Consider the following 21,546-nt stretch of genomic DNA (forward strand, 5'->3'; position numbering starts at 1 on the left):
AGAAAAGTTCAAACAAGGATAGATTCGCCTCTGACCTGCACAAACGTTCACCGCTGGACGCGGCCTGATATTTCTTTGAGTGAAATCTTTCCGGTGCGCGAAAAGGGCCGGTTTCACCAAGTGAAATCTTCCGTCACGCGCGCTCCGACGATGCTTTCGACTGATGAAAATATTCCCCTAAACGCGTCGAGTCGACTATGGTACTCAGCGTGCGACCGGCGTCCTCCTTGCTAGTCGATGTTTTCGCACAACGAAATCCGAAGGCGACAGCCATGCGTAATGCGATGTCGAGTTCCGCGCGTCCGCTCGTTCGATGCGCGGTCGAGCCACCAACCACGGTGGCGAGGCGGGGCCGGGCCGGACAGGTGAGGGCATGACTGGCGCCGATCGTCGGATCACGGCACAGGGAGCGCGGTTCGTCCGTCTGGTGGCTGGAACAGTCGCGATGGGGTTGAGCATCGCCCTGCTGGTGCGTGCCCGGCTCGGCCTGCTGCCGCTGGACGTCCTGCACGCGGCGATCAGCAGGCACACCGACTGGACGATGGGCGGCGCTTTCCTTACCGTCCAAGCGATTCTGCTGCTGGCCTACCTGCCGCTGCGGATGCGGCCGGGTGTGGGGACGATCGTCGCCGCGACGGTCCCGGCGGTCGTGTGCGACGCGGCCTTGGCCCTGCTGCCGGGTGTCGCCCTGGTTTGGCGCCTGGCGTTGTTGCCGCTCGGCGGCATCCAGTTCGCACTGGGGATCGCCCTGTACCTGAGTGCCAGGATGGGCGCGCTGCCGCGTGACGGCCTGATGCTGGAACTGCACCGCCGCCGGCCGTGGCTGCGCCCAGCCGTGATCCGCGTCGTCGCCGACGTCGGATGCCTGCTGGCGGGCTGGCTTGCCCTGGGACCGGTCACCGCAGTGACCCGACTGGACTGTGGGTCTGGGCTCGCTACTGTGGGCGGGTCTGCTCGGACCAGTCATCGCGCTCCTGCTGCGCCGGACCGGACGCTCCATTGCGCCCGCGGAGTCGTCACAGGACGGACAGACATCCCGAGCCAGCGGCCACCCGCCTACCTCGCGCGATTCCCAGAGTGAGTTGGTCACGCAGCCTCTTCGCCCCGAAGCGACGGACGGCGTCACGCGCGACGACTCACCAACACCTCGGACGCAGACCCTCGACGGCGTATCGGTTGCCGACCTCGCCCACCACCTCAAGCGCTGATCTCTCGGCGCGCGCCTCCACCTGGAGGGAATCTGAATGACCATGTCAAGTCGTAGCGGCGGCTGGTTGCGGCGCGACGTGAAGATCCGTCCGTCGCGCAGGAGTGCCCACAGGATGTCGACCAGTCGACGGGCGAGGGCGAGGGCCTAGACGTGGGCGAGCAGTTCGCCGCATTCCTGTTGTAGAAGGTGCGCGAAGTGTCTTCGATCCTCAGGCTGGACGACGGGGCGGCCACGTAGAAGACTCGGCGCAGCCTGCGGTTGTAGCGCTTGGGAAGGCGCAGGTTCCGGTGATACGGCCGGAGTCCCAGGCGACGGGCGCGGCCGAGATCTATCAGCAACACCCATCACCCCGGACATCCGGGACACCAACCCCGAACAACATCGATCTCAGGGAAACCCATGTTGCGCGGCCCTGTTCCGGCCGTCCTGCTGCCGTGCGCTGTCACGCTCGCAGCAGTGAGTGTCACTCAACACGACGAGCTGGACCTTGCTCCAGCGTGGCGTCGGGCCACTCCGACCACACCGGCCCCAGCGTGAAGCGACCGTGATTCCGCTCCAAGGCGCGCAATTTCACCAATGACTTGGCTAGACGGTGCGTTGTCGGAAGCGGCAGCTTGACCGCACGGCTCATTTCGGTGAGGTTCATTGGCCGGTCCTCGTTGGCGACCAACTCCAGAATCTGAAACGCACGCTCCAACACGGAGGGCCGGCTACCGCCGTCAGCCGTCGTGCCCTGGTCCGCCAAGCTGACGGAGGCTTGTGGTTCGATCTGCTGATCTCGGGAGGCGCGATCAGGTCGCAGCGGTCCCTCGTCCCGGCTGTCGTCGCCAAGCGACACCTGCATTCCCTCCTTTTCCGACATGACCGGCAGCGTGGCGGTTATGCACGTTGCCGAGGGCGGGCCGGTATGCGGTCATATCGGTCATCGTGGTGGCTCCGTGCACCGCGCCCCCTCTCGGCGTCGCGGGGGCACCAGAGCGTTTCGTACTCGTAGACGGCCGCTCTTGCGGCGCTGCTGACGTTCCGACACTGACCGTCCGGCGGGTGGGCACCGCAGTGCCAGCCACCTCCCATCCCACACCGCCAACCGCTCCAACGGCATGTCCGGCTTCGCCTGCTGTCTCAGGCTTGCCGACCAGTCGTCGTACGTCGCGCCGTGTGCCAACCAGCATGGTGATCGCGGCCTTCTGGGCCATCGGGGTAGACCGCGCGCTCACCTCAATCCGCATGAATGCGGAAACCCGCAGCGACACCCGCCTCACTCTAGGTAACGTTGCAAATACGAATGGTAATCACCGTAGGTTCGAGCAAGCGAGCGGGTCACTCTGCTGGCGCACCGCTCGGCCGTCGTCTATGGATGGCAGACGCGCTGCGCTCACTGCGGCCCGAACTGCGCTACTTACGACTTTCGTCACGTACGGTCCTGACGTGCCGGAACAGCCGCCTGGCCCAGGCCGGGTGTCGTACGGTGCATAGCATGGGGACGTCGTTTCGGACCGCAGCGTCAGACCAGGACGGAAGCATCGAGACGCTCAACGCCTTCGTGGGCAGGCGTAGGCAGCTGACCGACCTGAGGAACGCGATGGGCGGATCCCGGCTTGTCACGCTGTCGGGTGGCCCCGGTGTGGGCAAGACCAGATTGGCGCAGGAGTACGCCAAACAGGCGAAGTCCTCCTTTGAGCATGGCTGGGCGTTCGTCGATCTGCGCGGGGTGCCCGCCGGGGACACCGCGTTGCTCGAGCAGGCAGTGGCATCGGCGGTGCGGCTGCCCAGCCAATCCGCCCGGGATCTGCGGACATCGCTGGTGGCATTCCTACGTGACCGTCGGATGTTGCTGATCCTGGACAATTGCGAACACTTGAAAGAAGACGTGGGCGCCCTGGTGGACACACTGCTGCGCGGGGCACCTCAGCTGCGCGTGCTGGCCACGAGCCGCGAACTGCTCGGCCTCGTCGGCGAGATGCTGATCATGGTGCCGCCGTTGGAGCTGCCCGCCGAGGATGGACCGCTGAACCCCAAGCTCGAGGCCGTCCAACTGCTTGTCGAACGTGCGCACACCGGTGTGCCTGGGTGGAGTCTGACTGAACAGAACTGGCCCGCCGTGCGGCTGATCCTGCGCCGTGTCGGCGGACTACCGCTGGGCATCGAGCTCGTCGTGGGACAGATGAGGTCATTGTCGCCGGAGGCCATCGCCGCCCGGCTCGACCGCTCGCCGCACCAGCAGGCCCTCAACGAGCTGATCGGCCCCAGCTACAAGGCGTGCAAGCCGGCGGAACGACTTTTACTGGCGGCGTTATCGGTGTTCACCGGCCCTTTCGACTTGGAGGCCGCCGAGCAGGTATGCGCCGACGACAAACTGCCCGAGCATGAGATCGCCGAGGCCTTGGCAGGGCTGGTCGACCGATCGCTGGTGGTGCCCTCCCCCTCCCGCGCCCACTACAGGTTGCTGGAACCGGTCGTGCAGTTCGCCGCGCAGCAACTGCAGGACCAAGCCGACGAAGGCGCTGCGGTCCGGCGGCGGCACCGGGACCACTACCTCCGGATCGCGGCGCGGCACGCCGCGGGATGGCGAGGCGAGAACGAGATCGAGGTTCTGCGCGCTGTCGAGGTCGACATGCCCAATCTCCGATCGGCCCTCGGGGCACTGATAGCCGATCCCGAGTCCGCCGGGCAGGGCTTGGAGATGGCCGTGGACGTCGCGCGAACCCGGTGGTGGACCTACTCCGGGCGCCTGCCCGAGCAATCGCTGTGGCTCAACCGTGCCCTGCGGGCGACTCCCTCAGTGCCCTCAGTACTGCGCGCCAGCGCGATCGCTCTCGACGCATGGATGATGCTGTGCCTGGGGGAAGGCCGCGAGGCGGTGGTGCGGCGCATCGCCGATGCCGAGACGATGGCCCCGTCCGACGAGCCGGTCGCCGCCCTGCTGTTCATCAAAGGGGCCCAGGTCGCGCTGCTCGACGGCGACCGCAATGGGATGGATCTATTGCGCCAGTCGCATCGCCTGTGGCTCTCCTACGGCCCGGACGCCCTGGTCGACGCGCACCTGACCGAGACGCTGGTGACGATCGGGTCGGTATTGGTGGAGGACGCCGACGAAGGCCGGCGAGCCGCGCAGGACTTCCTGGCAGGGTGCCGGCGACTGGGTGCCGACTGGGGTATGGCATGGGCACGCTGGTGCCAGGCGGTGGCATTGATCAGGTTCGACGACGAGCCGCGCGCGGCCGTGCGGGTACTGATCGAGGGCGTGCGCGGCCAGCAGCGGATCAATGACCGGTGGACCCCGCTGTTTACCCTGCCCGTGCTGGCCTGGGCGCTGGCCCGCTGCGGGCGGCGCTCCGCCGTGGCCGCGGCCCGACTGCTGGGCGCGGCCGATGGTCTGCACCAGGCGACCGGTATCCAGCTGTCCCGCGAACTTCGGGTCTTCGCTCTGGTGCACGAGAACGCCGAGGCCGCAGTAGCCGAGCACCTTCCCCCGGACCGGTATGAGGATGCCCGCGACGTCCGGGTGGGCACCGTGGACGACGCCTTTGCGCTGGTGCTCAACGGCAGGTACGCCGATGCGCTTCCCGGCGAGAAGGACGCGCCTGCAGCCGACCGGTCCGTCACCAACGCGTCTGCCGTCGGCGAGCCCGCCGGAGACGAGGAGGGTCCGGAAGCCGCCTCCGGTGACCGATCGGTCGGCGAGGCGACGCTTCTGCACCCTAGTTTCACCGTGCCCGAGAACGACGTCGCCCGCTGGCTGGTTCAGGGCCTGGGAAACAAGGAGATCGCCCGGAAGTTGTACATCAGCCCTCGAACGGTGGAAACCCACGTGCGTAACTTGCGCGACAAGGTCGGCGCGGCCAACCGCGTCGAGCTCGCGACCCGCCTCATCCAACAGCGCGAGAACCCCTGACAACGGGAGAACAGGGGAACCGGCTCGCCACGCACCGATGGTTGCGGGGCGGGCCGGTTCACTCCGCCAGGGTCACGCCGACCTCGGAGAACCCGTTGGTGACCAGGTAGGGATTGCGCCGCATGCGGTCCACCGCGACCGCCGGACGTGCCCGTGGCCAGCGCGCAAGGACCTCGCGCACTGCGATTTCGGTCTCCATGGTGGCCAGTGGGCTGCCCACGCAACGGTGCCACCCCATACCGAAGGTCAGGTGGGACCGGGCCGTACGCGGCCGGGAGGGCAGGAACCGGTGCGCGTCGGGGCCGAAGGCCTCCGGATCCCGGTTGGCCGAACCGAGGTTGACCATCACCAGGGCGCCTGGGCGCAGGGTCACACCGCCGTCCAGGTCGATGGGCTCGCGGACGAGGTAGTGCGGGATGTTACGGGTGGGTGGGTCCCAGCGCAGGCTTTCCCGCACCACGGCGGGGACGGAGTCCGGGTTTGCGGCGACGCTGGACCACTGGTCGGTGTGCAGCAGCGCGGCCAGGGTATTGCCGATGGCGGCGGTGGTGGTCTCGTGGCCGGCCAGCACCATCAGCACCGCGGTGGTCAGAACCTCCTCCGGAGCCAGCCGGTCCTCGCCGCCGGCGTGCACGAGAGTGGACAGCAGCGCCTCGTCGGGCCGTACCCGCTTGTTCTCGATCAGCTCGGCCAGGTAGCCGACCATTGCCTCCGAGGCCGGCTGCTGTTGTTCCGGCACCTCGGTCATCATCGCCGAGGACCACCCGGCCAGCATGCCGCGATCCCGTGCCGGCACGCCGAGCAGTTCGCAGATCACCATCAGCGGCAGCGGCAACGCCAGGCCGGCCACCATGTCGACCGGCTGGTCGGGGTCCATCGCGTCCAGCAGCCCACGCGTGATCCCGACGACGTTATGGCGCAGTTCCTGCACCCGTCGGGGGGTGAGCGCCGCCGCGACCGGCCGTCGCAGTCGGGTGTGGTCCGGCGGATCGGTGTTGATCATGCTGCCGCCGATGACGGCCGTCACGTTCGGTTCCACCCCCGCCTCGACCATGTGGTCCCTCATCACCGAGGCGATGCCGGCGGCGTCCTTGGTCAGGCCCGGGTGATTGTTCAGCAGCGTCCGTGCCTGCTCCAGCCCGGTGGTGACGATGTGGACCCGCACACCATTGGCCTGGTGGGCCACGTGCACCGGACCGATCCCGCGCGCGACGTCCTCGACCTCGTGGTGCACGTATCCGACGGACTCGCCACCAACCAGCCGGGCGTGATCGACGTCGTGCTCGATTCGGGTCATGGTCTGCGGCTCTCCCTGGATCTCGGCGGGCCGGGCGGCAACGCGGTACGCCGACAACCATGCCGTGTCCCGGATCCACAGCGCATCAGTGCAGACACGGGATTCACCGTCATCGCGTCGCGCCCGACGCCCCTGCGGCCTGAAGCAGTCGCCAGGCGCGTCGCCCCTGGTCAAGCTACGTCTCCGGGCAAGCATACGAGTCAAGACATTCGCCCATTCAGCCCCAGTAAAGTACCGATCGTGATGAGTGCGTTACCGAGTGTATTCAAACCGTCTTCGGGTTCTCCGCATTGATGCGGTCTCACGCACGGTCTCCGGGTTTCGTGTGATGCCGGGCAGTACCGGAATCACGATGCTGATCTCAGCGCCCTAACCGACGCTCGTCGACCAGGACGGGAAGACCTGCACACAGGATCCTGCGTGCGACGAACACCGGGTAGCGCCGCAGGGGATGAACGCAGGGCGCCTCGCTCCACAAGGGTGACACGCCAGACGAAGCGAGGGGAATGGACGGCGGTGGACACAGCCGACACCGGGACGCGCTGGCCGATCCGAGGGCACCCTGACCCATCTACTCGACCTGAAGCTCGTCCGGCAGGGCGTTGCGGCTCCCGCATCAAACGCAGGACGCACGCACATCGGTCCGAACAGAACCCTTGAACTCGCCCCTGACGGAACTAGCACGGCCAGACCGCAGCCTGCGCTACTCGCTGGAACACCAACCTGTACTGCCAGCCGAGACCCGACGCACCTGCACCACAGAGCACCTCAACAGACCTGACGTGGTGTGGCACACCGGGGGGCGTGCCACACCACGTCGCCACGCTCGAAGCCAACCACGGCCACGTACGAACTAGGGGACCGTTCCATGACAGAACCGATCGCCGCCCAGATCACCGGAGCGATAGGCCTGACCGGAGTGAAGATCGAACTGGTCTACGACCCGACCGAGCCCTACACCGTCTTCATGTACATCTGGAACTGGTACGGCAAGCACTGGCTCGAGTGGGTCTGCGAGCGTGACCTCCTCGCCCAGGCCCTCGAAGCCGACACCGACGGCACTGTGACCGGAGAGCTCGACATGCTCATCACCCGGGTCGACGACCGAACCACGAAGATCACCAAGGTCACGCGTGGCGAATGGCACGAACGAACCGAGGTCGTGCTCGGTTCCGCCAGGCTCACCTCATTTCTCAAGGAAGCGTTCGCGCTTGTGCCTCCCGGCCACGAACGAATCGAACTCGACGTCGAGCAACTGTTGCGCTGAGCGGACCGCCTGAGCTACCGACCGTGGCCCACCTACCAGGCGCCGACCCTGCACGTCGAGCGACACGGGGGAACGCATGAAGACCGGCAGTCTCGCCGGCACCCACGCCATGATCGGATCGCGCCGTTGACACCGCCGACCTTCGACTCGGACGACGTGGTCATCCGCGCACTGTCCCTGCCGGCGGTTCTACCCGGCCGAACACGCGCGCGGTCAAGGAAACTCGATGTCGGAGACCTGTACGCCAGGGTCAACAACACCACCCTGCACTTCGCCTTGTCCTCTGTGGACCATCGCGGACGACTGACCAGCCGGCAAACCTTCAGTCACCTGCAGTGGCCTCCAGGTAAAACCCTTACAAGCACCTTTGGGCGCAACTACGTCCTGCTCCGTCCCGCCGCCGACGGCGAGCTCACCGTCGGCGAGCGAGGGCGACTTCTGCTGCCGTCCAACCTTCTGCACTACTGCGGGATCGGCGCCCACCGACAGATCCTGCTGATCGCCGCAGCAGACCACGACATGCTCGTCGTCCACCCACAACAGAACATCGCGGAGATGGTCCGCGGGTTCCACGAGGCACAGTTCCAACGAAACGTACACAGGAGGGTTTCCGGTGACCACCGCTGAGGAACTCACCATGGCGCACTTACTCCTCGAGCGCCTTGGCATCTCTCTCGAAGACCTGACCAACGCCACCCCGCCGGCGCCGACGTTCGCGGAGTTCATACCGATCGTCAGCAACGCGGTACCAGTGGGAACCCGCCGGGTCTACAAGCCCTACTGGGGGAAGCTGACCGAAACGTGGGGCGCGCTGCGCATCGACGAGATCCGCGCCACCGACGTCAACTGGTTCATCGAACACACCAGAAAGACCGCAGCCATACGACGATCGAGCCGGGGCGGACACAGCGCCGCCGAACACGCCTACCGCGCACTGCGATGTGTCTACAGGTACGCGATATTGAACAGAGTGATCGACCAGCGAAACGACCCCACCGCCATGGTGACCAAACCGAAACATGTCAAGTCCAACCGACACGCGATCGACAACACCCTGCTCGGCCAGATCGTGGAAGTCGCCTCGACCACCGGCGACGACCCCACACTCGACGCGATCATGATCCGCCTGCACCTTGAGACGGCCGCACGCCGAGCCGGAGCACTCGGCCTGCGACCGCAGGACCTCGATCCCAAGCGATCGCTGATCCGACTCAGCGAGAAGGGCGACATCACCCGCTGGCAACCGGTGTCCCCTCACCTGATGACACACCTGCTACACCTGACGGAAAGCCGCGGCGACCCCGACGACAACCGCCCCATACTCCGCTACCGGAACGGAACGCCGATAACGGCGCGACGTTACGACCACCTGTGGGAACGTATCGGCCAACACGTGGACACCGTACGAGCGCTCGGCATCACGACCCACTGGCTGCGGCACACCACACTCACCTGGGTGGAACGCAACTTCGGCTACGCCGTGGCCAGAGCCTTCGCCGGTCACGCCGCCTCCAGCTCCCGCTTCGGCGTGACCGCCACCTACGTACGCGCCGGCATCAGCGAAGTCGCCGAAGCCCTCGCCGCACTGACCGGAGAAGCTCATCCGCTCGCCCCGGCCCCTGGCCCCGAACCAGGCTGACCTCCGCGACAGCAGGCCGGACAGTGTGGCATCCCAGGGTTCGGCAAGGTTTGACGACCGGTGTACGTCCACCGCTCCCTCGGTGAGCAGGAAGTGGACCAGGGTGAGCGTCGGGAACCGTGCGGTCGGGTCGTCGATCCGGTCGCCGATCGGGTCCACCGGCACCGCCAGTGCCCGACTGCTGTTCGGTCGGGCGCGCAGCACCGCCACCACCCGGTCGATCTGGTCCAGGTCCTCGCGGAAGCGTCGCAGGCGTTCGCCATGATTGAACTGCATACCCCGGCCAGCTTGCGCGTTCTGCGACCAGCCAACCATCTCGGTGCACCACTGCTGCAGTTGGTGTGGTGCGTGACCGGGTACATCGGCGTATGTGGGCGGCACGATTGGGACGGTCGCGCCGTCGGCTTGCGGCACACGGTCGGCGTCGGCAAGCTCTCCGGTTGCCGGACTGCACCGAGGCTGGTGGCCGGTGGGTGCGGGCGTCACCGTTCAGGCCACCGAGTCGCGCTGATCTTGATCTCGGCTCTCGCAGCGAGGATTCCGTAGGCGTGCGCGCTGCGGACGACGTCGCACCACAGGTCAAGATGAGGTTGGACGGTGGAGACGAGGCCGTCCCCGAACATCTGCAGGGTCCTGATGGCTACGTCGGGCTCAGTGCTCTGCGAGATCACTCGCCGCAGGGTGACCTCGATGGCGTTTCCCAACGTGCGGTCGGGATGCGCGGGGTCTCCTTCGGCGATGATCAGATCCATGATCGCCAGGGGATCCACCGGGTGAACGGGGCGGGGAATGTAGTCCAACCGGTGGAAGTGGAGCATGAAGTAGCCCCGCTCGAACGCGACCTTCAGCAAGAACGCGAGTGATTCGGAGACATCATCCGGCCTGGCGGCCGGCGGTGCATCCCCCAGGCCGGATCTTCGAAGGAACGTATCGGTTTGGCTGTAGGCGACGGCGTCGATGACAGGCCGCATGCCCCGGGGAATGAGGTCGAGTTGGGCTTGAAGGTCTCCCACTTCCTCCAGGCAGTTGTCGAAGTTCACGAGGAATGCCAGGACCGGCAGGTTCAACTCGTCCTTCAGCTTGCTGAGCTGATCCGGTGTCGGCGCGATGTGCACGCCTCCGCTGACCCCACCACCTACCTGGATCACGGTCCCGAAGACTTGTCCGTACATCTGGTTGTGCGTGGAAGGCTGGCCGGGCGTCGGTCGGGTGTCCCAGGCGTCCAGTTCCTCGGCCAGCCCGGTGCCGGATCCTTCGTCGAGGTGGCCCAGGTCTGCGATGGTGTCGGACCATTTCTTCTGGGCGAATTGTGCGGTCATGCCGCCGTCCACCTGGCCGATCGTGTCCCAGGTCGTTCCCCGAGCCCGTTCCAGGTCCACGGCGATGACCACCAGTCGCTCGACATCCTTCGACACCCGCAGCGCTTCGCGGAGGTAGTCGCCGTCGTGGTGCCCACGTTCTGTGGGAACCAGTTGCCGAGCCAGGCTGGACAGGCGTCGCGCCGCAGCGGAGTACCTCCGCCGCGCTGCCGCAGCAGCTTCATCCGGTTCACGTGTCGTCATATCGTCAACCTATAGCCGACTCGAACCGTATTACGGTGCCAGCCAAGACGATCGATTCGTTATATATGGATTTATTAGCCTCGAAACGCTCTTTCAGCTGATCAGCGGCGATGGCTCCCCGAAAGGGCGTGATCTTCAGGTGACTACGGCCGTGGGCGGCGCCGACACCCTGTTCGGCGGCGACGGCAACGACCTCCTGATCGGCGACTTCCGCGCCATCAACGGCCCGGCGGCCCTCGGGTTGCCCGGGAACGACAGCATCGACGGCGGCCTCGGCGCCGACGTGATCGCCGGCGACTACATCGACATCACCCTCACCCTCGTCGGCGCCGCCCTGGCAGCCGCCAACGACACCATCGTCGGCGGCGACGGCATCGACACCATCTACGGCGACGCCAAGACCGGCAACGCATCCCTGGTCGACGCCGGCGCCGGATTCGCCGACACCATCAACGGCGCAGCCGGCACCGCCGACACCGCACAGGCCGGCCCCGGCACCGACACCTGCACCAACGTCGAAACCACCACCGGCTGCGAACCGTAAGAACCCGCCGAGCGAACACGCAACAGACGGACATCGTCCACACCGGACGAACTGCCGGTCGGTGAACTCCGCATCCCGACCAGCAGTTCCCCGCCGCGGTGGCGGCGAACTCCACCCGCTCCGGCCGGCTCTGGAGCGCACGTGGATCCGTCTGCTCGTCCCGCCTCACGAGACGACGGCCATCCTCAAATTCCCGCCCGGATAGGCAGGCGGGCTCGACGGGTGATCGGCTGACCCGGCCTGCTCTCCGGTGGTGTGGGTGCCCGAACCGTGGCGGAAGGATCACGGTCGCAGCGGCGCGCCTCACCACCGCCCTCAACCTGATCCGCCGGGACGCATGGTGGAGCGGCGCATAGCCCAACAACGCAACAGAGTCCCAGGGCGCTGTCCATCGAACGCACCGACCGACCAGGCGATCCGGCTCGGCCGAAGTGCGCCGGGTCAGGACCCGCTGCATAGTTCGAACCCGGAAGCGTAGTCGCGTTGTCCGGCGAGGATGTCGGTCACGATGTCGCCCGGGCCGAGTTGGAAGCCGAGGTAGAGGTCTTCTGGGCCCGCGATCAGCAGAATCGAGCCTCGTTCGTTCTCGAGGCGCTCGTCACGGTGGCCGGGGTAGGCCACGCGCACTTCTTGGGCGGTGGAGCCCACGCCGATTCCTTTGTCGGTCCGCACTCCTCTGGGGGGATTGACGCCGACGGTACGGCCGGCCTCGGCGGTGATCAACGTACTCAGCCGCTGTTCCCAGTCCGCGCTCCAGCCTCCGTCGGCCAGCGCCGTGCAACGCCTGCCGATCCGCATGGCGGTGAGGTCGGCGACACCTGTGGCCATCGCCTGCTCGGCGGTGAGACCGATGGTCAGCGGTCCGTAGCCGTGGAATGTCAGGCGAAGCGGTTTGAGCGCTGGGCTGAGGGCCCACGCGGCAGGGGGGAGTTCGCGGTCGAGGAACCACTCGGCGAGCTGGAGCACCTTCCCCGCGAGCCACACCAGGATCATCGCCCGCCGGGCGAGTTTGATCCGTTCGGTGGTCTCCTGCACCGCGGGAACCTTCGAACCGTTGGCCTTCGTAAGCACCATGGCGAGCGCCTGTTGCGCTATGTGATCGGCGTTGGCCACCGCGCACCGGGCGATCTCTGCGGCCGCTGCGAGCGCGTCGCCTCGTCCGGCTGGTTGCGTGAGGTCGTGCAGGCACTGGCCGGCCATGGCCATGGTCATGGCGATCGCCACACCCCGATTGTCCTGGCCCACTACAGCGCTGACTGCGTCGTACATCTGACCGGCCAGTGCGTAGACCGGGCTGGGGTCTGCGGTAATCAGAGGTTGGTCGCCTGCGGCTCGGACCTGCGCTTCGGTGAAGCGGAGTTCGACTTCCTCCCCACCGGGCAGGAGCACCCTGCCGCCGAACAGATCGGTGATCGTCCCGCTCGGCGACAACGCCCGTGTCATCAGCTGCTGCAGGAGGTCCTCGCCGGCCAGGCCGCGCAGCGACTTCGACAAGGTGTCCTCTGTGTACTGGGGCACGGCAGCCGGGACGACAGCCGTGCCGTACGCACGGTTGCCCGCCACCTTCACGACCATGATGTCGGGATCGCCGTCCATGCCGCCGACACACCACCGCATCGGCGAGTGGCGGTCGTCGAAGAACGTGGCATCGCCGGCCCAGTCGGGGACTGTGCCGTGGCATGACGGCTTGTCGCGCCGCCGGGTGAACACGTTGTAGACGAAGTCCGTGAACGTGGTGAAGTGGTCGACCTGCGCGGTGAGCGTCTTGCGGTCCTCGGACAGCGTTGTCGGGATCGCGGTCCAGGTGTCCGTCCCGGGGTCGAAAAACGCGATCGACGCCTGCTGCCCTTCCTGCAGAGCGGAGTCCAGGCGCCGCCGGACGGTGACGCCCTCCGGCGGCACGGTCCCGGCGGTCAAGGACAACTCGACCGGTGCGCCCGCTGTCAGGTCTCCCGGGGTCGTGAGTTCGTCCAACACCTCTGTCGCACGCGCCTCGCTTCCCAGGCCCGCCGCCAGCACCAAGTCGCCGCCGACAGTGCCGTGCAGCTCGGCCGACCACCCATGTGAATCCACCACGCTGCCCGCCGTGGCAGGCGTGCTGACCATCCACGATTCGTCGGTCGGAGGCGTCGGCTGTGAACCGGTGCACGCAGGGCACAGCGAGAACGACAGGACCAGCACCACGATCGAACGCAGCAGACGCATCGCGCGCTCCCAGCGTCAGCGACCGGAAGATGAGCTGATCCGGCCCTTTCACCGTCCATCGCAGCCTCCGTTCGCTGCGTTAGTGCCGAGCCTGCGACACACACGATCGGGTGAAACATCTCTACTTCCGGTCCGCGTGCGACGGCACAGGCCGTGGGACGTGAATGACGTTCCAACGTGCCTCGGAAGCCGGCAGCTGCCGCGCATCGACGTGTCGGAACCGGCCGGTGGTGGAGGTGCCCGTCGGTAACGCCGCCGGGGCCGGTAGCGAAATGCCGAGCACATCATGAGCGTGGAGGAATCCGATGGCGGATCCGGTCAGATCTCGACACCGCGCCCTGGTCGTCACGGGTGTGGCCGTGCTCGTCGTGGCGGCCCTGGTCGTCTGGTCGGTGTGGCCCTCGGACACCGACTCCGCCGCGGCGGGCCCGGTCGACTCGGTCGAGTTGGCACCGGACCGGGACACCGAGGTGGTGATCGACGAGCACTGGTCGATCCACGTGCCGCGGGGCGGTGTGCCCGCCGCGTCCACGCTGAGCATCGACCGGGTGGAGTTGCCCGCGCACCCCGGCGCTGACGTCCCGCTGAGTTCCGCCCGGCTCCGCTTGTCGACCGGCCAACCGAGCGCGCCGTGGACGTTCACCTGGCGAGCCGAGCAGCCCTTGCCCGACGACCACGTGCTCTACCTGGTCGACGACTCCGGTGACGGCACCGGCTTCGATCCGGCGGTGGACGACTCCGCGGCCGTCTCGAATGCCCGGATCCGGGTCGCCGAGATGTCCGGCGACCGCCGCTCGGGCACCGTGCCGGTGGACCACCTCAGCTTCAAGTCGTGGTTCGAGGGCGTCATCAGCGCAACCACCAACGCCCTCGGCGAGTTCTTCGGCACCCGTGCGGACGCGCCGCAGTGCCACGGCACGGTACCGGACTGGCTGGACGAGATCGTCTTCCTGGACGACGTCAACGGCCCACTGCGGGTGTGCGCGGGGTCGGATCCGAAGGACCCCGCGGTCACGGTGGTGAAGATCGCCAACAACCGCGGCGGGGGCATGGTGCTCACCTCACCCGTCGCCCCGACCTGGGCGTGGCAGCGGGCGATCAGCGACCACGTCGACGAGTGGCCAGCCGCACTGGTCGGCCAGGCGTTGATCAAGCTCGGCGTGCAGGAGCAGGCGGTGGGGCGCAGCTGGCTGCTGCTGCCCGGTGACGAGGTGCACCTCGGGTTCGACGAGGACGCCGTGCGAACTGCCGGTGCCTCGGCCGCGCTCGTGGCCCGCACCGACCCGCTGCTGATGGCGGTCGGCACCATCACCCAACTGGTGTCGGACCAGCTGGACGGGACCAGCGCATGGAGCTACGTCCTGGTGGCTGCCTGCGTGCAAGGCGCCGGGGCGGACCTGGTCGCCGATCGGACCGCCGGCGGCATCGCCTCGGCGGTCGCGTCGTTGGCCGGGTGCGCGGTCGAGCAGGCCGAGGTGATCGTGCGCACGCTGCGCGCCGCCCTACCCGACGCGACGTGGCAGCGCCTGTCACCGCAGGTCTACCAGACCGCGAACACCGCCAAACGCGCCCTGGGCAGGGTGCTCGCCATCGCCGGGATCACGTTCATCGCCACCGATGCCGCCACCACGCTCATGCTCGATGCCGCCGCGTTCACCGTCACCCTCTTCCCGACGGTCAAACCGAAACCCACCCCGACCAAGGTGGTGACGCTGGTGGGCATGGCAGCCGACGGGACGCCCGCACCGGGGTTCACCGTGCGAGACCAAGGCGGGTCGGTCGAGTGCTCCTCGGCATCGATCGCGGCCGTCCGGGACGACATCGTGTCCTGCTCACCCAGCGCCGCGGGCGCGGACGTGTGCTGGGTGGGCCCCGACCGGCGCGCCCTCGTGTGCGGTGGGCTGCCGTGGGACAAGACGATCACCCTGGCCCGGTCCGACGCCCCCGTACCACCCACGACCAAGGTTGCCAACCCGACACCGTGGGGCCTGGAGTTGGCCAACGGGGCGAAGTGCAGGCTGCGCAACGGCGGTTCCTGGGACGGTCGCGCCGACGACTACGTCGGCGCCTACTACTGCCCCGATCACGACCCTGTGCTCATCAAGGCAGGCGACGAAGCCATCGTCGACAACTCCGGACCCATGTGGACCGTGTTGGTAGGCCCGTTGGGCGGGGCCGATGAGCAGTTCCCACCGCCTGAGCGTATCGCCGTGACCGTCGCCTACTTCGCCGGGTGAACCGCAGCCCGCGCCAAATCTGACATTCGGACGCCGTTGACACCCCGACTGGCGGAACGCCGCCCGTCGGGTGTTGTAGCAGGTGATCACCACCATCGCCGGTGGTGTTCGCGTCGGTGAGGGCACCTTCGATGCGCGTGCCTTGGCGCGCCTCGCAATCGACGTCGGCCCTGGCGAACCCGAGGTCGACCACGTCCGGTCCGGCCACGTTCATCATCCTTATCTTCTGGTGCTGCCAGGGCGCCGCCCTGGCCTGGAAGTCAACACCCGCCTGGCCGACTCGATCTACTTCCACAACGGCGCCACGCTGACCGTGAACCTCTACACGCCGTCCGTGCTCACGTGGTCGCAGCGCAACATCACCGTCAGCCAGACCACCGGCTTCCCGGTATCCGACACCTCCACCCTGACCGTCACCGGCAACGCCGCCGGGTCGTGGACCATGCGACTGCGCATCCCGCCCTGAACCAGCGGCGCGACCATCAACGTCAACGTCACCGCCCAGAACATCACCACGACTCCGGGCACCTACGCGAGCCTGACCCGGACGTGGGCCACGGGCGACGCCGTCACCGTGCGCCTGCCGATGCGAGTCGTCATCCAGCCTGCCAACGACAACACCGAGGTCGCCGCGGTGACCTACGGCCCGGTCGTGCTGTCCGGCAACCACGGCGACACGGCGTTCAGCACGCTCCCGTCCCTCGCCACCGCCTCCGTCACCCGCACCAGTTCCTCGTCGCTGGCGTTCACCGCGACCGCCGACGGCGCCACCGTCAACCTCGGCCCGTTCTACGACGCCCATGGCCACAACTACACCGTGTACTGGAACACCGGCAGTGGCTCGAACACGGGCTACTGCCTGTTCAACGCGGCGAGCGGCATGGTGCTTGGCATCCGGGACATGTCCACTGCGGATGGTGGCTCAGCCTTGCAGTGGGGCGACACGGGAACACCGGACCACAACTGGCACCTTGTCATCGACGGCGCCGCGGTCCGGCTGCGCAACCTCAAGAGCGACAAGGTCCTGGGCATCCTCAACGGCTCCACCGCACAGGGCGCCCAGGCCGTCCAAGACCCGGACAACGGCAGCACGACAACAACTGGCGGTTCGTGCCCGTCGGCACGCGACGCATCCAGAACTTGCGCAGCGGCCTCCTCCTGGGCGTGCAGAACATGTCCACCGCGGACGGCGGCCTGGTGATCCAGTGGGACGGCAATGGCACCGCCGACCACCTGTGGACCACGCTGCTCGACTCCGACGGCTACTTCCGGCTGCGCAACTCCAACAGCGGCAAGGTCCTCGGCGTCGAAGGTGGGACCACCGGCAACGGCGCCCGCGCCGTGCAGTGGGCCGACGACGGCACCGCGCACCACAAGTGACGACTCCGCCACGGCTCAGGCGGCTACTTCCGCATCCACGCGCCAACGGCGGCCGCGTGCTCGGCGTCAACGGCGCCTCCACCTCGCGGAGTGCACAGGTGGTCATCTGGGACGACAACGGCACCAACGACCACCTCTGGTCCTTCATCTGATCCCGCAGAGCCGTCAGGTGCCCACGACGTCCATCGAGACGTCGCACGGCATCAGCAGTACCTGTCGAAACCTCATCCCCCGAGTGATGGGGACTGCTCGCACCGAATCGTCCGCACCCTGTGATCAAGGGAGATCATCCGTGTCACGAGCACTGACGAGGGTCGGCGCGCTGGTCGCCGCCGTCGCCCTGCTGTTCACCACTTTGTCGGCGATGACCGAACGCAGGGCGGAGGCGCTGGAGCCGTTCACCGGCTACTGGCCAGTAGGCGTTTGAGGCATCGGGTGATCTCGGCTTTGGTTTGCCTTCGGTGGTTCCTCGCGACGTAGGCGATGGTGGGTTGGTGGAAGCGCATGCGGACGATGACGGCGCGGTAGAGGCGGCGTTGGCCTGGCGGTGTCCGCCGCGGTTGAGTCGGTGGTTGGTCATGCCGGAGGACGCCGGTAACGGGGCGACGCCGCAGATGCGTGCCCAGGCCGGTTCGGATCGGACGCGGGTCGATGTTGTCGCTGGCGACGATGCGCATTTCGGAGGCGGTGTCGGGGTGCTGCCACCGGCGGGCAATGGCGCGCAGGTGTGTTTGGTCGCGGCGGTGACCGTGCCGGGACGGAGGCTGGCGCAGCAGCGGATCCATGATGCGCGATCGCTGCAGCTCAGCATCCCCAATTCAGCGTTTCTGGCGCCCACACGAGGTGGGTGAGGGCAGTGCCGCATTCGGTCGGCGTCCTGGCGGCACTGTGGTCGGTTAGGCGCACGACCACGGGTACCGGGATAACTGCCGAACATGTCGTCGATGTCAACGGCCGACGCTGGTCGGCGGGATGACGCCGGGCGACGGCACGATGACCGCGCTGGTCCTGTGGTGCGGCGATGAGAGGGCCGACCACGCCGGAGCAGCGAGGCGCGGATGTGCGCACTGGCCCACTGGTCGGCGAACTGCTCGCAGGGTCGCACACCCGTCCGCGTGCCGCCGGCTGAGGTCGACCGCGGCCGAGTCACCACACGACCGACGCCCGCGCTACTCCTCCACCGCGCGCGGCTCGGGTGGGTGCCGCTCCAGCAGGGTCATCAGCATGTCCTTGGCCTGTGCGATCGGCATGACGCTCAACAACTGCTGCGCCATGTCGCCGTTGCCGCCGATGACCTGCGGCACAGGGGCCTTGGCCAGCTCGCGCACGATCCGCTCGGTCGCCACCTGCGCCGGTCCCAGCAGCTCGACCAGGGTACGGATCTCCAGCAGACCCAGCTTGGCCCGTTCCCTCTCCACCCTGACCTTCTGCACCTCGATCTCGACGAGCACCTCTTCGTTCTCGCGCAACGCGTTCAGCTGGTCCAGCCGGACGGCCTCCAACTGGGCGCGCTTCTCCTGGTTGGCGATCTCCCGGCGTAGTTCGTTGATCTCCTGCTGGTCGCACTCGAACTCCTCCAGTGTGGTCCGCATGGCCTGCACGCCGGTCGGGGCCATCGCCTGCCGCACCGCCGCCGCCAGGTCGTCGCTCACCTCGTTGTAACGGGTGAGGAAGTCCTGGATTCGGTACCCGGACGCCTTGCGCAGGAAGTAGCTCCTCACGGTCGGCGCGAGCTCCTTCTGCACGAACTGCTGCACGGGGGTCTGCGCGTCGGGTCCGCGCATGCCGAAGCGCATGACCAGGTTGGGCGCGACATCGGGCGGGATGCGGACGGTCTGCTTCATGTCCAGGCGAACGGTGTAGCCCTGCACGTCCAGCACGATCTGCTCCAGCGACGCGTCGAAATTGCCGCCGGGCTTGGGCTCGCGGTTCCACTCCAGGATCAGCACGCGCGTCGGCACCTTCACCACCCGCGTGAACCACGGGTTAAGCGGGTAGTGGCCGCCGCCTTCGAGCGTCTCTCGCTGCACGCCCAGCCGCCCGCCGTTGGCCACGAACACCCAGGGCAGCTGGAAGCTCTCGTGACCGGTCACGACCGGGCCGACCTCGTCGGGATCGGGTTTCTCCCCCACCTGGGTGATCACGACGCCGGCCTCGCCGACCTCGACGTCCACGTCGGTCAGCTGTTGCCTGGTCAGTTCCTCGCGCTCCATGTCCTCGGGGCGGTCCACAGTGATCACGGTGAACACCCTGGTGTTGATCCGGTAGGTGCCGCCCACCAGCACCTGCTGCTGCCGGCCCTGCTCGCCGCCGCCGCGCAGGAAGGCCGCGGCGTCCTGGAAGTGGTCGCACTCGACGTGCTTCGCGATCCGCCGACCCGGCGGGCGGGGTTGGCCGGCCTTGGCCACGACCACGCCAACCGTGCCGTTGGGGACGTGGATCAGCGGCACGCGGTGGACGTCGTAGACGAACTTCGGCAGGAAGGTGGTCGAGTTGGGCAGGAGCACGTCGGCCTGCACGCCCTTCGCCCCGTACAGGCTCACCGTCGGGTCGTCGTCGCGGCGACGCCGCAGCCCGAAGCGCTTCTCCACGATCCCGACCTCGTCGCCGGACAGGCGGCACCAACTCGTGAACGCCAGCCAGCCTGCGAACAGCACCGCCGGGCTCGCCCAGAGGACCGCCATGACCACCACGCCTTTCAGCATTCCCAGTCCCGCAGCCGCCGATGGGTGGCCTCGACCGTGTTCGACCATTCGTTGTGCCACTCGGGGAATTGTTCGCGGACCGGGTTCCGCAACGTCGGGAAGAACGACCGGGAGCGATCCGCCCGTCGACCGAGCTCCGCGTAGGGCGGGTCGGCCCCGTCGCCGTCCGCGCTCCACCCGAACGTCGTGGACAGCGACCGGAAGTAGCCCGCCGTGGACGGCCTTGGCGATCTCGCGCGTTGCGCGCGGAATCCCCACACGCCGTCGGAGTGCCGCGACCAGGCCGCGTCCAGCTCGGTGAGCAGCCGGTCGGTGAGCCGCGCGGCGTCGCGGGTACGCAGCCACCCCGTCTCCACGCAGCCCACCTCGGCGAGCAGGGTCGTCGTGGTCAGCGCGTCGGCCCGCTCCCAGGCGTGGTCCTCCAGCGCGGCGTTCAACTCGTTCAGCAACCGCCGGACGTCGTCGCCGAGCACCACGACCGCCTGCTCGGCCCGCTGCGACTCCGACTCGGGCACGACCGCCTGCTCGGCCCGCCGCAGCTTCGACTCGGGCACGACCGGACGCGACCGCGGCGGGATGGTGGAGATGATGGTGCTGATCAACGGCTCGTAACGTCCCACCCTGGTCGCGGACCCACCGGGCACCGACGGCGGGCGAGGGCTCGGGGGTGGTTCGGGCACGTACACGTACGCGGTCTCATGGAACGTCTTCTCGTCCACCTCCACCCGCCGGAACCGGCTCGGGCGCAACCCCTCGAGCTCCGCCACCACAGCCTTGTGGAAAAGCGACTCGGAGATGATCTGCGCCAGGTTGGCTGTGGACGTGTCGTCCAGCGCACCGCGCACCGGCCGGGAGTTCAGCAGCCGCCCCAGGGTGACCAGGGCCGGACCGGCGAACCCGAACGGGGCGGTGGTGAGCGCGCCGGTGTGCATCGCGAGCCGCAGCCTCAACCGCGCGGGTGGCGCGAACATCTCGTTGTGGTCGGTGAGCTTGCGGTCCAACCACAGCACGAAGTCGCCCACCAGTGCGACGAGGTCCACGTCCGCAGGCAACACCGCCATCTCGCCGTCGCCGCCGGGGTGCCTGACCCAGCCCGACCGGTCCAGCCCGACCCGCGCCGACGCCTCGTCGAGCATCCGGTCCAACTCTTCGTAGAGCTTCTTCTGCAGGCGGGCGGACAGCAGGGAGGAATCCTTGATGTCGAAGCCCAGGACGAACCGCTCGATCAGTGCCAACCGTGCCTCCTCGAATCGAGGGCTACCCACCGCGTACTCGAAATTGTGACACGAACGACAATGTGCGACCAGGAAGGCAGTACATACCGCAGAATTGCGGCGAACCTCGTCGGCGAATGACCGTTATCCCACGTCAGGGTTGTTCGCCGGGCTGCGGCGGTCGGCCCGCCGGGGTTCGACCACGCCACCGAGATCACGTCGCTGCCGTTCACCACCGCACTGGACACCACCGACGCCACGGGTGCGACCGACGACCCGCTGGACCGCTACGGCCGTTCGCACCACTCCGTGCGGTTCCGCTTCACCGCACCGGAAACCGGCTGGTCACAGCGCCCGGCTCCGCGAAAGACGACACCGGCCGACTGGAAGC

At 67.7% G+C, this 21,546-nt stretch carries 17 protein-coding genes and 2 pseudogenes; 12 read left to right on the forward strand and 7 right to left on the reverse strand.

Annotated features, from left to right (window positions below):
• The first annotated feature begins 373 nt into the window (after positions 1-373).
• Positions 374-1,081, forward strand: a complete 708-nt coding sequence (locus ADK67_RS50865) for a YczE/YyaS/YitT family protein (protein ID WP_157620350.1) — start codon at positions 374-376, stop codon at positions 1,079-1,081.
• A gap of 172 nt (positions 1,082-1,253) precedes the next feature.
• Here the strand turns inward: ADK67_RS50865 and ADK67_RS53610 are convergent.
• Together ADK67_RS53610 and ADK67_RS14750 are read right to left on the reverse strand one after the other, a co-directional pair.
• Positions 1,254-1,526 (reverse strand): annotated as a pseudogene (locus ADK67_RS53610) (transposase); the annotation flags it as partial.
• 147 nt (positions 1,527-1,673) lie between these two features.
• Positions 1,674-2,072, reverse strand: coding sequence for a helix-turn-helix domain-containing protein (locus ADK67_RS14750; RefSeq protein WP_082403480.1), 399 nt, complete (start codon positions 2,070-2,072; stop codon positions 1,674-1,676).
• Positions 2,073-2,687: 615 nt separating this feature from the next.
• Between ADK67_RS14750 and ADK67_RS14755 the strand changes: the two genes are divergently transcribed.
• Positions 2,688-5,105 (forward strand): LuxR C-terminal-related transcriptional regulator, encoded by a 2,418-nt coding sequence (locus ADK67_RS14755; protein ID WP_053717000.1) that lies wholly within the window; start codon positions 2,688-2,690, stop codon positions 5,103-5,105.
• Between the two features lie 58 nt (positions 5,106-5,163).
• On the opposite strand, the gene ADK67_RS14760 is transcribed toward ADK67_RS14755, so the two are convergent.
• Positions 5,164-6,576 carry a cytochrome P450 gene (locus ADK67_RS14760; protein WP_157620353.1) on the reverse strand — a complete coding sequence of 471 codons (1,413 nt, stop codon included), beginning with the start codon at positions 6,574-6,576 and terminating at the stop codon, positions 5,164-5,166.
• 694 nt (positions 6,577-7,270) lie between these two features.
• On the opposite strand from ADK67_RS14760, the gene ADK67_RS14765 reads away from it, so the two are divergent.
• The 3 genes from ADK67_RS14765 (at position 7,271) to ADK67_RS14775 (ending at position 9,308) form a co-directional block, all read left to right on the forward strand.
• Positions 7,271-7,669 (forward strand): SsgA family sporulation/cell division regulator, encoded by a 399-nt coding sequence (locus ADK67_RS14765; RefSeq protein ID WP_053717002.1) that lies wholly within the window; start codon positions 7,271-7,273, stop codon positions 7,667-7,669.
• A gap of 126 nt (positions 7,670-7,795) precedes the next feature.
• Positions 7,796-8,296 (forward strand): hypothetical protein, encoded by a 501-nt coding sequence (locus ADK67_RS14770; RefSeq protein WP_157620355.1) that lies wholly within the window; start codon positions 7,796-7,798, stop codon positions 8,294-8,296.
• Complete coding sequence (locus ADK67_RS14775) at positions 8,283-9,308, forward strand: tyrosine-type recombinase/integrase (RefSeq protein ID WP_231648188.1); 1,026 nt, start codon at positions 8,283-8,285, stop codon at positions 9,306-9,308. The genes ADK67_RS14770 and ADK67_RS14775 overlap by 14 nt, the downstream gene beginning before the upstream one ends.
• A gap of 482 nt (positions 9,309-9,790) precedes the next feature.
• Here ADK67_RS14775 and ADK67_RS14780 read toward each other — a convergent pair whose 3' ends face one another.
• Positions 9,791-10,870, reverse strand: coding sequence for a hypothetical protein (locus ADK67_RS14780; RefSeq protein WP_197289456.1), 1,080 nt, complete (start codon positions 10,868-10,870; stop codon positions 9,791-9,793).
• 151 nt (positions 10,871-11,021) lie between these two features.
• On the opposite strand from ADK67_RS14780, the gene ADK67_RS54635 reads away from it, so the two are divergent.
• Positions 11,022-11,414 carry a hypothetical protein gene (locus ADK67_RS54635; protein ID WP_053717005.1) on the forward strand — a complete coding sequence of 131 codons (393 nt, stop codon included), beginning with the start codon at positions 11,022-11,024 and terminating at the stop codon, positions 11,412-11,414.
• 441 nt (positions 11,415-11,855) lie between these two features.
• Here the strand turns inward: ADK67_RS54635 and ADK67_RS14790 are convergent, their stop codons facing one another.
• Positions 11,856-13,619, reverse strand: coding sequence for a hypothetical protein (locus tag ADK67_RS14790; protein ID WP_157620359.1), 1,764 nt, complete (start codon positions 13,617-13,619; stop codon positions 11,856-11,858).
• A gap of 305 nt (positions 13,620-13,924) precedes the next feature.
• On the opposite strand from ADK67_RS14790, the gene ADK67_RS14795 reads away from it, so the two are divergent.
• From ADK67_RS14795 to ADK67_RS55350, 6 genes and pseudogenes are all read left to right on the forward strand, one after another.
• Positions 13,925-15,856 (forward strand): hypothetical protein, encoded by a 1,932-nt coding sequence (locus ADK67_RS14795; RefSeq protein ID WP_157620361.1) that lies wholly within the window; start codon positions 13,925-13,927, stop codon positions 15,854-15,856.
• 229 nt (positions 15,857-16,085) lie between these two features.
• Positions 16,086-16,385: pseudogene (locus ADK67_RS55070) on the forward strand (beta-L-arabinofuranosidase domain-containing protein); the annotation flags it as partial.
• A 57-nt stretch (positions 16,386-16,442) separates the two neighbouring features.
• Positions 16,443-17,057: an RICIN domain-containing protein gene (locus ADK67_RS55075; protein ID WP_331459293.1), complete on the forward strand. Its 615-nt coding sequence runs from the start codon at positions 16,443-16,445 to the stop codon at positions 17,055-17,057.
• Positions 16,967-17,236 carry an RICIN domain-containing protein gene (locus tag ADK67_RS50875; protein ID WP_157620363.1) on the forward strand — a complete coding sequence of 90 codons (270 nt, stop codon included), beginning with the start codon at positions 16,967-16,969 and terminating at the stop codon, positions 17,234-17,236. The genes ADK67_RS55075 and ADK67_RS50875 overlap by 91 nt, the downstream gene beginning before the upstream one ends.
• Before the next feature lie 292 nt (positions 17,237-17,528).
• Positions 17,529-17,663: a hypothetical protein gene (locus ADK67_RS54640; protein ID WP_269436000.1), complete on the forward strand. Its 135-nt coding sequence runs from the start codon at positions 17,529-17,531 to the stop codon at positions 17,661-17,663.
• Between the two features lie 67 nt (positions 17,664-17,730).
• Complete coding sequence (locus tag ADK67_RS55350; RefSeq protein ID WP_197289457.1) at positions 17,731-18,087, forward strand: hypothetical protein; 357 nt, start codon at positions 17,731-17,733, stop codon at positions 18,085-18,087.
• A gap of 318 nt (positions 18,088-18,405) precedes the next feature.
• On the opposite strand, the gene ADK67_RS14815 is transcribed toward ADK67_RS55350, so the two are convergent.
• Positions 18,406-19,941, reverse strand: a complete 1,536-nt coding sequence (locus ADK67_RS14815) for an SPFH domain-containing protein (RefSeq protein WP_053717011.1) — start codon at positions 19,939-19,941, stop codon at positions 18,406-18,408.
• Complete coding sequence (locus ADK67_RS14820; protein WP_053717012.1) at positions 19,935-21,176, reverse strand: GUN4 domain-containing protein; 1,242 nt, start codon at positions 21,174-21,176, stop codon at positions 19,935-19,937. Before ADK67_RS14820 ends, ADK67_RS14815 begins: the two co-directional genes overlap by 7 nt.
• Between the last annotated feature and the right edge of the window lie 370 nt (positions 21,177-21,546).

Origin of the sequence: Saccharothrix sp. NRRL B-16348 (genome assembly GCF_001280085.1) — a bacterium.
Lineage (GTDB): Bacteria > Actinomycetota > Actinomycetes > Mycobacteriales > Pseudonocardiaceae > Actinosynnema.